We start from the raw sequence: 13,666 nt of genomic DNA, 5'->3' as shown, positions 1-13,666 counted from the left end.
TAAACGTCATCTTTTCAACAAATATTATCTCATTATCCTCTGCTTACCTCTTAAGGTACCTTAACAATGAAGATCCCTAACTATTCACTTTTCTCCCGCAAATTCTCCCAGTACCATTGCACCGCTGCTCGCAATCCTTCTTGCATAGAATATTTTGGATCGTATCCAAGCAACGTTTTCGCTTTCTCAATACTGGCCAAGGAATGCGGAATATCTCCTGCTCGGTTTGGACCATATTCAACAGCAACATTCCCTATTTTTGGATCTTGTTCGGATAAAAATTCTTTCAGATAATCCACCAAATTATTCAACGTATTTCTATCGCCATAAGCCGTATTATAGACAGTATTAATTGCCTCCGGATTTTGGGTCAACATTGCCAACTCATTCATTTGAACAACATTATCAATATAAGTAAAATCACGGGAATAATTTCCATCCCCATTTATTTTTGGACTTTCGTGCTGCATGAACTGCATCACAAATTTCGGTATAACGGCAGCATAAGCACCATTAGGATCCTGCTTTTTTCCAAAAACATTAAAATAACGCAGACCAATAGTTTCTATACCATACGTTTTACTAAAAATTTCTGCATACAACTCGTTCACATATTTCGTAATAGCATACGGAGATAGCGGTTTCCCAATCACAGCTTCAACCTTGGGCAAAGCTTCTGAATCCCCGTAAGTCGAAGAACTTGCAGCGTACACGAAACGTTTTACTTTCTCGTCTTTTGCCGCCACCAACATATTCAAAAATCCGGAAACATTCACATCATTCGTGGTAGCCGGATCATTTATAGACCGTGGCACAGAACCTAAAGCCGCTTGATGCAAAACATAATCTACTCCTTTTACTGCGGTGGCACAATCTATCGCGTTCCGAATATCGCCTTCAATCAAAGAAAAATTGGGATGATTTATAAAATCTTTTAAATTATGCCTGTGACCTGTGGCAAAATTATCTAAACAAACCACTTTATACCCTTTTGACAAAAAATAATCACAAAGATTAGAACCTATGAATCCCGCCCCTCCAGTAATTAAAATCGCTTTTTGTATTTGCTCTTTCATTTCGTTTTGTCTTAAAAACTAGCTGTTACTTAGTTGGTTTTTTTAATATTTTTTGGGCTACCTTTTGGTATATGCTCTTTGGTTTTTCCTCTTCATAATAGCCATTCGCATACGTTCCGTACCCATATCCATAACCGTATCCGTACCCATAGCCTGTTCCGTATTTAGCTTTATTTTCCAAACCGTTTAAGATAATGCTGGTGTTGTTTAGCTCCCCACGTTTCACTCGATTGTTCAATAGTGTAATCATTTCCTTTTTAGTGAAATTCTGTCTGACAATATAAAGCGTTACATCGGAGTATTGTGCCAACTCCAACGCATCAGAAACCAAACCAACAGGCGGCGTATCCAATATAATATAATCGTACTTTTTCTTTAATTCTTCAATTAATTCTTTCATGCCCTCACTCATGATCATTTCAGCCGGATTCGGTGGAATAGGTCCTGATAAAATAACATCTAAATAAGGAATATGGGTCTGGTTTATAATCTCATCAACTGTTTTTTGTTTTATTAAATAATTGACTACCCCAACTTCATTTGATAAATTAAACTCAGAAGCCAACTTGGGTTTTCTTAGATCCAGACCGATAACTACTGTTTTCTTTTCACTTAAAGCAAAAACTGTAGCAATGTTTATCGAACAAAACGTTTTTCCTTCACCACTCACCGAAGAGGTAATCATCAAAGTCTTAGCACCATCCACATTTTGCTGCTTGTATAAAAACTGAAGCGAGGAACGAATCGCTCTAAAGGATTCCGATAAAGCAGATTTAGGTTTGTCATAAACTGCTAAATTCGTTTGCTCCCTATTGACGCCAACTACTCCAATCAATGGAATTTTTGTCATTTTGCTAATATCTTCCGTATTTTGAATCGAGTTATTAATAAAGAAAACTGCGAAAACAAAAATTAACGGAAACAAAATTCCCAGAAATAATGCCAAAACATAATTAACCGAAGTTTTTGGACCAATTAATCCCCCTCCAACATCTTTTGCAGGATCAATAAAATGAACGTCTGACAAGTTTGCGGCTTTCACGATGTCCGCTTCGCTTCTTTTTTGAAGAAAGGTGCTATAAATATTATCGCTTAAGTCATACTTTCTCTTAATCTTGATAAGCTCTTGTTGATCCTCAGGAAGTTGTTTTATGGTACTTTCAGTTTCATTTATTTTACTGCTGACCATCGCTAAATCATACTGCAAAGCTGATTTGGCTGTAGCTATATTTTCTAAAAGTACATTTTTAACGGCTTCCATTTGATTATCAAAATCCTTAAAAATCTTATCGCTTTTTACAGCATACGCCATTTCAGATCTTTGGGTAGATAACGCAATTAATTTTGAAACATTGACAACGATATTTGGATCTTCGATTCCAGCTACAGATGGTGCCGGAAGTTTAGCATAATTCACGCTGTTTTTCAGGTACGCCTTTAAAGAGTTGTAGTATGCCATTTTACGATTAACCTCATCTTTTTTGACATCGAATTCTAAAATCTTTTCTGAAAATTTAGCGCCACCTTCCTCAATATCATAGATGTTTTTACCTTTTCTAAAAGTTTTCAACTCATTCCCGGTTTCCTTCAATTGGGATTCCATCGTAACCAATGTGCTGTCAATAAAAGCAATTGTATTGGTTGCAAATTGATTTTTACTGTCTAATTGTCTTTTGATAAGCATTTTAACAGTCGAATTCAAATACTCAACCATTCTTGCTTTATTGGTTCCTTGCATTCCTAAAGTGATGATGGAACCACCTTTATCATCTGATTGCACACTTATGCCTTTGTATCCCGAAACCGTTCCGTTAAAATCATTAAACTGCACAAAATACTCGTTCCCTTTATAAAAACCAGGATTATCGTTTATTTGTAATTTCCAATTCAAAAAAGGTAACGAGACTTGTTGCCCTACTTTATATTTTTTAACAAATTCACCGGTTTCAACGGTGGTGTTACTATACGAATTATTGGAATACGTAATTATTGAAACGCTTGGATTCTCAAATGGAATTCTGATTTCATATTCACTTTCACTTAAAAACTTGATTCCAATAAGTGTTCCCGCAAGTTGTCCTTTGGATTTATCAATATTTACAGTAAAAGGAACAGCACCATAAGCGTCGACCAAATTATATTTGCCTTGCGCCAAATAGCTAATGTAATATTGTAGCTTATCTACTACCAATTCATTATGAGAACGGGATTGTAATGTTGTAGAAATAGTCTGAACCTGATCCGAAGTACCGCCCCAATTAAAAACCAAACTCGTATTTGACGTAAAAAGAGGATTGCTCTCTTCCTTTACAGCAATAAGCGTTTCCATACCGTAGATTTTTTCTTTACGAATATTAACTTGATATGCAACCGTAAAAGTAATTAGCAAACTGAGTAAAAACCACTTCCAGTAACTTCCGATTTTTATTAAAAACCCTTTAAAGTCAAAGCTGACTTGATTTTCAAAAATCGAAAAATCTTTTATATCTAACATATTTTAATCGCGGTTTTTAATTTTTTAATAGTAAGAAAGTCGTCGTGGCTAAAGAAAGTAAAGTAATAATAGTTCCCAGCGATTCTATACCCGTTTTTCCGGTCCCCCAAGTTTTCTGCTTGAGCGGCTTTATATAAACATAATCATTAGGCTGTAAGTAAAAATACGGCGATTTCATCACCTTTACATCGGTAAGATCTAAATCATGCATTTCAACTCCCGTTGGTGTTTTCCGCATGATTGTCACTGCTTTTCTGTCTCCGGTTATGGTGATATCTCCAGCATTAGCAATAGCTTCCATAATATTTACGTGTTCCTGAAATAATGTTTTCGTCCCTGGACCGCCTATTTCCCCGTTGATTGTATATCGAAAACCCGCCAATTTTACAGTCACAAAAATATTCGCTTCCTTATTAAAATACTCCGCTAATAATTGCTTTTCTAATCGTATTCTGACTTCATCCAGCGTGTAACCAATCACATTCAAATCTCCCAAAACAGGAACTCTTATATTCCCGTGATCGTCCACAGTAAATCCATCAAAATACAACCCCGACTCAGATTTTCCTGCTGCAGCACCTTCATTCGAAGGGCTAAAAATAGCGACTAATTTTGGATCTATCGCTTTTATAGTAATACTTAAAACGTCATTAATTTGCAATCTATACGGCTTTGTTTCTATCGCTGCAATTGTAGCTTCCGCTTGTGAGTTATCTTTTTTCTGAAGATAAATTAAATCTTTGGTAGGTATACAAGATGAAAGCAACACACTAATAACTAACAACAAATAGAGTACGAATTTGCTCATTTTCAATATTTTTTAAGCGACAAATATAGCTTTTCATTTACGATTTAAAAAGCATCGCTATTCTTTAAATGGATTAATTATTTTTAAAAGACTTTTCAAACGGAACTCTTTGCAAAATACTCCTTCCCAAGGTAACTTCATCCGCATATTCCAGTTCATCGCCTACTGAAATTCCTCTAGCGATTGTTGATATTATAATTTCACAATCGGCAATTTGTTTGTAGATGTAAAAATTAGTCGTATCCCCCTCCATCGTGGAACTTAAAGCAAAAATAATCTCGTTGACACTTCCTGATTTTACTTTTTCGACTAAAGTTGTAATATTCAACTGACTGGGACCAACGCCATCAATGGGCGAAATTTTACCGCCCAAAACATGGTAAATACCCCTAAACTGACCTGTATTTTCGATTGCCATAACATCGCGAATATCCTCCACAACGCAAATAATTTGATGATTTCTGGTTTTGTTAGCGCAAATTTCGCACATCAAGTTATCCGAAATATTATGACAACTGCTACAATATTTAATATCTTCACGCATAGCGATCAAGGCTTGCGACAGAAATCCTGTTTGCTCTTTGGGTTGCTTTAATAAATGCAGCACCAATCGCAGCGCAGTTCTTTTACCAATTCCTGGCAGCTGAGACATTTCGTTAACTGCTTTTTCTATTAATTTTGAAGAAAATTCCATAAAAACAAAAGTAGTTAATTTGTCCCAATCGTTAGGGATAGATATTTTGAAAATTTGAGGATTATTTATGTAATTTGGTCAAATACAATATTTATATAAAATGACTCCATTCGCCATTCTGTCGCTAATTGTAATCTACTTCGGAATTCTTTTTTTGATTTCGTATTTTGTAAGCAGAAAAGACAGCGGAAATGATGCTTTTTTTAAAGCCAATAAAAATTCAAAATGGTATTTAGTTGCTTTTGGAATGATTGGAACGGCGCTTTCGGGAGTGACTTTTATTTCGGTACCGGGAGAAGTAGGTTCTCCAAATGGGGAGCAATTCAAATATTTTCAATTTGTTCTCGGTAATGCGATTGGTTTCGTTATTATTGCAAAAGTACTGCTGCCGTTGTATTATCGGATGAATTTAACTTCTATTTACGGTTACATCGAGCAACGATTAGGAATGTATTCTTATAAAACGGCCGCAACCATTTTCCTGATTAGCAGAACAATTGGGTCTGCATTTAGATTGTATCTTGTTGTTATTGTTTTGCAACGCTTTGTTTTTGACTTTTACGGAATCCCGTTTGCAGTTACGGTATTAATTTCGCTGGCTTTGATATTTGCGTACACGTATCGAGGCGGATTGAAAACGATTATAATTACCGATACTTTACAAACATTTTTCTTAGTTTCATCTGTTTTTTTGACGATTTTCTTTATTTGCAGAAGTTTAAACTTAAATGTTTTCGAAGCATTTGGAGCAGTAAAAAACAGCAATTATTCTAAGGTATTCTTTTTTGAAGATTTTGTATCAAGTAAGTTTCATTTTATAAAACAAATTCTGGGAGGAATCTTTGTAACCATTGCAATGGTGGGCTTGGATCAGGATTTAATGCAGAAAAACCTGAGTTGCAAAAACATTGGCGAAGCCCAAAAAAACATGTTTACGTTCACCGGAATATTTGTAGGTATCAATATCTTTTTCCTCAGCGTGGGTGCCTTACTTTATATTTATGCGGCTAAAAACGGAATAGAAGTTCCTATTGATTTAATTACCGGAAAACCCAGAACCGATTTACTTTTCCCAGAAATTGCGTTTAACCATTTGACGCTGATTCCATCCGTAATTTTCTTGTTGGGATTAACAGCCGCCACATTTGCAACAACGGATTCTGCCTTGACAGCGTTGACAACTTCGTTTTGTGTTGATTTTTTAGGAATGGATAAAATAGAAAATTTAAACAAGCCAAACGTAGTTCGAAACAGACATCTTGTCCATATTGCCTTTTCGTTTTTAATGTTTCTGGTGATTATTTTCTTTAATGCAATCAATGACAGCTCTGTAGTAGGAATGATTTTTAGAGTTGCGTCCTACACGTATGGTCCGCTTTTGGGATTGTATTGTTTTGGATTGTTTGTAAAATCAAAAACCGTTAAAGACAAATTTGTTCCAATCGTTTGCTTATTGTCTCCAGCGCTGACGTACTTTATCAGCGAAAATTCGAAGACTTTATTTGGAGGATATGTTTTCGATAACGAATTGATTATCGTAAACGGACTAATCACTTTTCTTGGATTGTTGTTGATTAGCAAACCTGCAATTATGGATACAAGATTTTAAGATATTTTATGGAGCTGTCTTTTTAAATCTCAAATTTCTTGCGCCCTAGCCCTGATAGAAATGGAAATCCTTTTGATAAAAAACTGTAATTTTTTCTTATAAAAAAAGAGCGACCAACGGAAGCTCTTGTTTTATTTAGAAAAATACTGTTTTGTTCAAAAGATTGAAATGGATAGCAGGAATAGCTTCAAAAAACTAATACTGATTGGTAGCTAACAAAACTAACGTACAAGCAACTTCTACTTTAATATCATTTAGTTTCAACAATTGGTAAAATTCCGGATTCTCAGTTCCTGGATTGAAAATAACACGTTTAGGTTTAGCCTCGACGATATAATTGTAATAATCGCGCTGACGTGTAGGGTTTAAATATAGGGTAACGGTATCGATATTTTTTAATGGAATGGCTTTTGTCTGGATTTTCACACCGGCAACTTCGCCTGCATTTTGGCCTAATGCGAGAACGGAGTGCCCTTTTTCTACTAACATATTCACGGCTTTGAAGGCGTAGCGTTCTGGTTTAGTCGTCGCTCCAAGAACCAATGTTTTTTTATTCTTCATGATTTTCTCTAATTGTATTTGGCAAAAGTAATCAAAAAGGTTTATCCGTTTGGTAATTTTAAGGTTTAGTTGTAGCAGCAATAAAAAACATTGCCCTAACATTAAAAAACAAAAAAAGAGTATTTTTACACCCTTAAAAATAAAATATGGATCTTTTTATTTACTTGTTTGTCGCCCTCTTTTCTGTTTTAAACCCCATTGGTACCGTTCCTATTTTTGTGGGACTTACACAACATGACACTAAAAAAGAGCGTTCCCGAATTTCTTTGTGGACAGCAATAAATGTATTTATCATTCTTATTGTCTCATTTTTTATCGGGCAATATGTATTACTTTTTTTTGGAATCAGTATTGATGCTCTCCGAATAGCGGGTGGAATTATTATTGTAAGTTCCGGTTTTTCTTTACTTTCGGGAAAATTCACTAAGAAACGAGGTATTAACAAAAAAGCAGAAACTGACGCGCAACAAAGAAACGACATTGCTTTGACTCCGCTTGCAATCCCTATGCTAGCGGGCCCCGGGTCTATTTCTTTGCTTATTGCTTTTTATCAGGAACACAATACGACTATGGAGATCATCATCTCTTCCATTGCTATTCTTGCCATTGCTGTTACAATATTTATCATTCTTAAAAGCGCTCATTATTTAGCAAAAATACTTGGAGCTTCAGGAATTGTTGCGATATCAAGAATTGTAGGTTTCATTGTAATTGCGATAGGAATACAATATATCGTAAGCGCTATTATCAATATTATAAAAGGAAATCTCTCTTAAATTAAAGCAATAAAAAAACCGGATAAGATTTAGAATCGTATCCGGTTTTTTCTATTTTCTTGGCAAGAAAATCTCTGCCATCATGCATCTGGCGCTTCCTCCGCCACAAGCTTCGATAGTATCCAAACTTGAACTCAAAATTTCAGCATGTTTTTCTAATTCTTCTACTTGTTTTGGCGTTAAACTTTGATGTGCAGCTGCACTCATAACCAAATACCGTTTATCATTTGCTCCACGAACTTCAAGCATATTACCCGCAAAATTATTCATTTGGGCTTCGGTAATCAAAATGATTTCTTTTCCGTTTTCTTTCAGATTGTCCAGAACCATTTTGCGTTCTTTTTTATCATCGATACAATCCGAGCAAATTACCGCAAAAGTATCTCCCAAGCACATCATCACATTGGTATGGTAAATCAGTTTTCGTTCTGAATCAACCGTTTGAAAAGCTTCAAAAATCACTGGTGCATAATCAAAATCCTCGCAGAATTCTATAAATAATTCCTCATCCGCTCTGGGAGATAATGCGCAATACGCTTTGGCATTGGCTCTGTCCAAAAGTAAACTTCCTGTTCCTTCCAAGAAAAATCCATCTTCTTCAGCGGAAGTGTAATCTATAATATTATGAATTACGAAACCTTTTTCTTCCAATAAATCTAAAATTTCTTCACGACGTTCGTGACGACGATTTTCAGCAAACATAGGATATAAAGCTACGTCACCATTCTCGTGAAAAGAAATCCAATTGTTTGGAAAAATACTGTCAGGAGTATTTGGTTCCAACGTATCATCAACAACAGTAACATCAACACCAACTGCTGTCAGTTTCTCGACAAAAGCATCAAATTCTTGTTGCGCTTTGGCATTTACCGTTGCCGGCAAAAGTCCGTCTAATACTTTTTGATAATAATTATTTACTGCCGTTTGTTCGTTCATTCTAAACGCCAACGGGCGAATCATCAATATAGAATTTGTAGTTTGTTTCATGATTTTTAATTTTTATTTTATTGTAGAGACGCATTGCAGTGCGTCTTTACTAAATTAATCTCTTATTAAAGGTAAGGTAGAACATCGTAACAATCCTTCTTGTTTTGCGATTTCTGAATATGGAATTTCTTCCACAACAAAACTGTTTGCACGCAACCAATTGTTAAGTCGTGTAAAATTTCTTTCTGAAACAACAACATCAGTGTCAATAGAAAAAACATTAGAATTCATGTAATACATTTCGTCTCTGGTAATATGAAATAAGTTTTCTCTTCCAAAAAGGCTCACCAAAAACAAATAATCCGCTTCTTCTCGGAATCCGTTTTTGTAGATAATCCCTTTGTCATTCCCCACCGGCTGAAAACAACAATCCAAATGCAACGCATTGTCACGAGCTTGAATTTTAGATTTTACCAAATCAAATTCTTTTACAATTTTATTTGGGAATAAATCTTTAATGTATTGAACACCTGCCATGTTTGTTCGAGCCGTAATATAATCGTTGTAGTCACTTCCTTTGTACGTTCCAATAAAAATATAATCGTTCCACAACATTACATCACCACCTTCGATGTGAACTTCCTCTGGAGGGCGCGCCACTTTTTTGGGGTTAATTTGGTCAATTATATATTGGATAGCATCTAATTCTCTTTCTCTATCCGGCAAAATATTCGACTTGACAAAAGTATCATCAATTACAAAACCAATATCTCTAGTAAAAATCTGATTATAATTTTTAATCATTTCGGGACGATAGACGGTCACATTATACTTTTTTAATAAGGTATTAAATGCTTCCATTTCATTCACCATGTCATGCTCCTGAGGATAGGTTCCTGCTAAAATATGTTCTAATGATTTAGGATCATAAGCTTCTTCAACCGCCGGCGTAGGTCCATTGTTGACTGCTGAACCCAAAACTACAGCTCGGAGTTTCGAAGTTTCATTCTTTATATTTAACTCTAACATGTATTTTTAGCTTTTGGCAAATATAAAAAAAGCTTCACAAATTAGTGAAGCTTTTGAACTGATTTTATCTTTTATCTGTTGGTACAAAATCCCTCAAAGGGTGACCTGTATAGATTTGTCTTGGCCTTCCGATAGGCTCCTTATTTTCACGCATTTCTTTCCATTGTGCTATCCAACCCGGTAAACGGCCTATGGCGAACATTACTGTAAACATATCAGTAGGAATTCCTAAAGCTCTGTAAATAATTCCAGAATAGAAATCTACATTAGGATATAAATTTCTTGACTTAAAATATTCATCTTCTAAAGCTGCTTCTTCTAATTTTTTAGCAATTGCAAGAATTGGATCTTCAACTCCTAAAGTTGCCAAAACTTCATTAGCTGCTTTTTTGATGATTTTTGCTCTTGGATCAAAATTCTTATAGACTCTGTGACCAAATCCCATCAATCTAAAAGGATCATTTTTGTCTTTGGCTTTAGCCATGTATTTATCAGCATCCCCACCATTTCTGTGGATTTCTTCTAACATTTCAAGAACTGCTTGATTTGCTCCTCCGTGAAGTGGTCCCCAAAGTGCAGAAACTCCAGCAGATATTGAAGCAAATAATCCTGCGTGAGAAGATCCTACCATTCTAACTGTAGAAGTTGAACAGTTTTGCTCATGATCTCCGTGAAGAATAAACAATTTATCCAATGCATCTATAACGACAGGATTTGCAGTGTATGGTTGTGTAGGTAATTCAAACATTAAACGCATGAAGTTTTCTACATACCCTTTTGTATTATCGTAATAATTCAACGGATAACCCATGCTTTTTCTATAAGTCCAGGTTGCAATAACAAGGAATTTACCCATAGTCTTACACACTGCCTCGTACATTTCTTTCTCATTATCAACATTTACCGATTTAGGGTTGAATGCTGTTAAGGCACTTGTCAAAGCAGCTAAAACACCCATTGGATGCGCTGTTTTAGGAAAACCATCAATGATGTTTTTCATTTCTTCATTGACCAATGTGTATTTTCTGATATCCGTTTCAAATTGCGCTAACTGCTCGACAGTTGGCAATTCTCCAAAAATCAAAAGGTAAGATACTTCCAGAAAATCTGCTTTGTCTGCTAAATCTTCAATAGAATATCCTCTGTAACGAAGAATTCCTAATTCCCCATCTAAAAAAGTGATCTCACTTTTACAAGAGCCTGAATTTTTATACCCAGGATCCAATGTTATTATACCGGATAAATCACGTAATTTGTTAATATCGATGGCAACTTCATTTTCACTTCCTACAATTATAGGTAGTTCAATTTTCTTCCCATCAATTTCTAATGTTGCTGTTTTTGACATAATATAATTGAAAATAAACTTTTAAAATAATAATTTCTCAAATCTAAGGAATTAAACACTAATTAAAAAGAGAATAACACAATGAAATTGTTAAATATTACAAAAAAAAGCCACTCACGCAAGGCGAATGGCTTTCTGTAAAAAGATCGTAAGAATTTATTTTATTTTAAAAGCAGCCTTACCAGGGAAATACGCTGAATTCCCTAATTCCTCTTCAATTCTCAATAATTGATTGTATTTTGCCATACGATCAGAACGAGAAGCAGAACCTGTTTTAATTTGACCACAGTTCAAAGCTACTGCTAAATCCGCAATTGTGTTGTCTTCTGTTTCTCCAGAACGGTGTGACATTACTGAAGTATAACCTGCATTTTTAGCCATATTAACTGCCGCAATAGTTTCAGTCAAAGTTCCAATTTGGTTTACTTTGATAAGAATTGAATTCGCAATTCCTTTTTCAATACCAGTAGACAAACGCTCCACATTAGTAACAAATAAATCATCGCCAACTAATTGCACTTTATCACCAATTCTTTCCGTAAGCAATTTCCATCCATCCCAGTCATTCTCATCCATTCCATCTTCAATAGAAATGATAGGATATTTTGCTGCTAATTGCGTCAAATACTCCACTTGCTCTTCAGAAGATCTAATTTTACCTGTTTCTCCTTCAAATTTAGTGTAATCGTATTTTCCATTTACATAAAATTCTGCAGCAGCACAATCTAAAGCAATCATGATTTCGTCTCCAAAAGTATAACCAGCAGTTTCAACCGCTTTTTTGATCGTGTCCAAAGCATCTTCTGTTCCTCCAGCAAGATTTGGTGCAAAACCTCCTTCGTCACCCACAGCAGTAGAAAGGCCTCTGTCGTGTAATACTTTTTTCAAACTATGAAAAATTTCAGTTCCCATTTGCATTGCATGTGAAAACGAAGTTGCTTTCACCGGGAAAATCATAAATTCTTGAAACGCAATAGGCGCATCAGAATGGGAACCTCCGTTTATAATATTCATCATTGGTACTGGTAATGTATTTGCCGAAACACCACCTACGTATCTGTATAAAGGCAATCCCAATTCATTAGCAGCCGCTTTGGCAACAGCCAATGAAACTCCTAAAATTGCATTTGCTCCTAAGTTTGATTTATTTGGAGTACCATCTAAATCGATCATCGTTTGGTCAATCAGATTTTGTTCGAAAACAGAAACTCCAACAAGTTCTTCAGAAATAATGGTATTTACATTTTTCACTGCATTCAAAACTCCTTTTCCAAGAAATGCTTTTCCTCCATCACGTAATTCTACTGCTTCATGTTCACCGGTTGACGCACCAGATGGTACTGCGGCTCTTCCTAAAACTCCATTGTCTGTAATTACATCTACCTCGATTGTAGGATTCCCTCTTGAATCGAAAATTTGTCTTGCGTGAATTTTGATAATTATACTCATAATACTAAAATTTTTAAATTTTAAAATACAAATATATTCTATCTTTTGGAATCATTTTATGAAAATAATGAATGTTATTAACGAAAACGTTATAATTTTTTTACAAACAAAACATTTCTGTTTTTTTAGAATTTATTTTTACTTAATCTGTTATTTTTTTCTTTTCTATTCAAATAAAATTACAAAAGCAATAATCCATACAATTTAATTGAAAAAATTACATGTAATTAAAGAACAAGTAAACAATCAAGTAAGCAAAAAGCATAACCACTTGTTTATACGATGTTTATTTAAAATGTTGTGTTTTTTGTTTAGCTATAAATCCATTTTATTGAACTATTGATTAGATAGTATTATACATTTTCAATCCATAAAATAAAATGTGATGGAAACTTTAAAAAACTCAAAAAATGCAATAAATTATAATGAAATTATTGCAGTGCTGAATAGAACTTCCTTACTATTGGAAAATTTAAAAGATTTCAAACCATCCCTCAACTACATCGGAGTGGCAAAATATGTTCTTTTGCGAGAAGCATCACATGGAGCACTTGAATATTATACTTGGAGTGCAAAAATAACACAACGGCTAGTTTGAGAAAAAGAGTTCTCTTTTACAGCAAATGAAGGTGAGCGGCCGGATAGCCATCGCTTGTATCGGCTTGTAACAGGATATTTAGATTCCGGAAAAGAAATTCTTAGCGTTATGAATGAATTCAAAAGGTAGCCAGCCTAAAAGTGGACTAATTGGGAAGTAGCATGTTATATAGATTAGCTGAAAAGCTAAAATGAAAATATATCCACCAAAAAAAGAATTGGGTTTAACGGTTAAAACGTTTATAGTTGCAGAGAGTATAAAAAGTTTATAATGCAGTATTTCGAGAAAAATGATCCA

At 34.8% G+C, this 13,666-nt stretch carries 12 protein-coding genes; 3 read left to right on the top strand and 9 right to left on the bottom strand.

The window, feature by feature from the left end:
• Positions 1-80 precede the first annotated feature (80 nt).
• The 4 genes from ACP7AT_RS06155 to recR form a co-directional block, all read right to left on the bottom strand.
• Entirely contained in the window at positions 81-1,076 is a 996-nt protein-coding gene (locus ACP7AT_RS06155) for an SDR family oxidoreductase (protein WP_426063453.1), read from the bottom strand.
• A 25-nt stretch (positions 1,077-1,101) separates the two neighbouring features.
• Positions 1,102-3,570 (bottom strand): polysaccharide biosynthesis tyrosine autokinase, encoded by a 2,469-nt coding sequence (locus ACP7AT_RS06150; protein WP_426063451.1) that lies wholly within the window; start codon positions 3,568-3,570, stop codon positions 1,102-1,104.
• Between the two features lie 16 nt (positions 3,571-3,586).
• Positions 3,587-4,378, bottom strand: a complete 792-nt coding sequence (locus ACP7AT_RS06145; RefSeq protein ID WP_426063450.1) for a polysaccharide biosynthesis/export family protein — start codon at positions 4,376-4,378, stop codon at positions 3,587-3,589.
• A gap of 73 nt (positions 4,379-4,451) precedes the next feature.
• Positions 4,452-5,072 carry a recombination mediator RecR gene (gene recR / locus ACP7AT_RS06140; protein WP_426063449.1) on the bottom strand — a complete coding sequence of 207 codons (621 nt, stop codon included), beginning with the start codon at positions 5,070-5,072 and terminating at the stop codon, positions 4,452-4,454.
• Positions 5,073-5,172: 100 nt separating this feature from the next.
• On the opposite strand from recR, the gene ACP7AT_RS06135 reads away from it, so the two are divergent.
• Positions 5,173-6,681 carry a sodium:solute symporter gene (locus tag ACP7AT_RS06135; RefSeq protein ID WP_426063448.1) on the top strand — a complete coding sequence of 503 codons (1,509 nt, stop codon included), beginning with the start codon at positions 5,173-5,175 and terminating at the stop codon, positions 6,679-6,681.
• 195 nt (positions 6,682-6,876) lie between these two features.
• Here ACP7AT_RS06135 and ACP7AT_RS06130 read toward each other — a convergent pair whose 3' ends face one another.
• Positions 6,877-7,242 carry a CoA-binding protein gene (locus tag ACP7AT_RS06130; protein WP_091173917.1) on the bottom strand — a complete coding sequence of 122 codons (366 nt, stop codon included), beginning with the start codon at positions 7,240-7,242 and terminating at the stop codon, positions 6,877-6,879.
• 146 nt (positions 7,243-7,388) lie between these two features.
• Between ACP7AT_RS06130 and ACP7AT_RS06125 the strand changes: the two genes are divergently transcribed.
• A complete protein-coding gene (locus ACP7AT_RS06125; protein WP_091203649.1) occupies positions 7,389-8,018 on the top strand; it encodes a MarC family NAAT transporter in 630 nt (209 codons plus the stop codon).
• 51 nt (positions 8,019-8,069) lie between these two features.
• Here the strand turns inward: ACP7AT_RS06125 and ctlX are convergent, their stop codons facing one another.
• From ctlX to eno, 4 genes are all read right to left on the bottom strand, one after another.
• Positions 8,070-9,005 carry a citrulline utilization hydrolase CtlX gene (gene ctlX / locus ACP7AT_RS06120; RefSeq protein WP_426063447.1) on the bottom strand — a complete coding sequence of 312 codons (936 nt, stop codon included), beginning with the start codon at positions 9,003-9,005 and terminating at the stop codon, positions 8,070-8,072.
• 54 nt (positions 9,006-9,059) lie between these two features.
• Positions 9,060-9,974 (bottom strand): dimethylarginine dimethylaminohydrolase family protein, encoded by a 915-nt coding sequence (locus ACP7AT_RS06115; RefSeq protein ID WP_426063446.1) that lies wholly within the window; start codon positions 9,972-9,974, stop codon positions 9,060-9,062.
• Between the two features lie 64 nt (positions 9,975-10,038).
• On the bottom strand, positions 10,039-11,322 hold the full coding sequence (locus tag ACP7AT_RS06110) for a citrate synthase (protein WP_426063445.1): 1,284 nt from the start codon (positions 11,320-11,322) through the stop codon (positions 10,039-10,041).
• Between the two features lie 156 nt (positions 11,323-11,478).
• Positions 11,479-12,771 (bottom strand): phosphopyruvate hydratase, encoded by a 1,293-nt coding sequence (gene eno, locus ACP7AT_RS06105; protein WP_426063444.1) that lies wholly within the window; start codon positions 12,769-12,771, stop codon positions 11,479-11,481.
• A gap of 385 nt (positions 12,772-13,156) precedes the next feature.
• Here eno and ACP7AT_RS06100 point away from each other — a divergent pair, with 385 nt between their 5' ends.
• Positions 13,157-13,369: a hypothetical protein gene (locus tag ACP7AT_RS06100; protein WP_426063443.1), complete on the top strand. Its 213-nt coding sequence runs from the start codon at positions 13,157-13,159 to the stop codon at positions 13,367-13,369.
• The last annotated feature ends 297 nt before the right edge of the window (positions 13,370-13,666 follow it).

The sequence above is a fragment of the Flavobacterium sp. DSP2-3-1 genome (genome assembly GCF_049896865.1).
Taxonomy (GTDB): domain Bacteria; phylum Bacteroidota; class Bacteroidia; order Flavobacteriales; family Flavobacteriaceae; genus Flavobacterium.
This window is presented reverse-complemented; position numbering and strand designations above follow the sequence as displayed.

What these genes read in the sequence shown, in the direction of transcription:
- ACP7AT_RS06155 (WP_426063453.1), bottom strand. Translation starts at nt 1,076, where the DNA reads ATGAAAGAGCAAATACAAAAAGCGATTTTAATTACTGGAGGGGCGGGA.
- ACP7AT_RS06150 (WP_426063451.1), bottom strand. Translation starts at nt 3,570, where the DNA reads ATGTTAGATATAAAAGATTTTTCGATTTTTGAAAATCAAGTCAGCTTT.
- ACP7AT_RS06145 (WP_426063450.1), bottom strand. Translation starts at nt 4,378, where the DNA reads ATGAGCAAATTCGTACTCTATTTGTTGTTAGTTATTAGTGTGTTGCTT.
- recR (WP_426063449.1), bottom strand. Translation starts at nt 5,072, where the DNA reads ATGGAATTTTCTTCAAAATTAATAGAAAAAGCAGTTAACGAAATGTCT.
- ACP7AT_RS06135 (WP_426063448.1), top strand. Translation starts at nt 5,173, where the DNA reads ATGACTCCATTCGCCATTCTGTCGCTAATTGTAATCTACTTCGGAATT.
- ACP7AT_RS06130 (WP_091173917.1), bottom strand. Translation starts at nt 7,242, where the DNA reads ATGAAGAATAAAAAAACATTGGTTCTTGGAGCGACGACTAAACCAGAA.
- ACP7AT_RS06125 (WP_091203649.1), top strand. Translation starts at nt 7,389, where the DNA reads ATGGATCTTTTTATTTACTTGTTTGTCGCCCTCTTTTCTGTTTTAAAC.
- ctlX (WP_426063447.1), bottom strand. Translation starts at nt 9,005, where the DNA reads ATGAAACAAACTACAAATTCTATATTGATGATTCGCCCGTTGGCGTTT.
- ACP7AT_RS06115 (WP_426063446.1), bottom strand. Translation starts at nt 9,974, where the DNA reads ATGTTAGAGTTAAATATAAAGAATGAAACTTCGAAACTCCGAGCTGTA.
- ACP7AT_RS06110 (WP_426063445.1), bottom strand. Translation starts at nt 11,322, where the DNA reads ATGTCAAAAACAGCAACATTAGAAATTGATGGGAAGAAAATTGAACTA.
- eno (WP_426063444.1), bottom strand. Translation starts at nt 12,771, where the DNA reads ATGAGTATAATTATCAAAATTCACGCAAGACAAATTTTCGATTCAAGA.
- ACP7AT_RS06100 (WP_426063443.1), top strand. Translation starts at nt 13,157, where the DNA reads ATGGAAACTTTAAAAAACTCAAAAAATGCAATAAATTATAATGAAATT.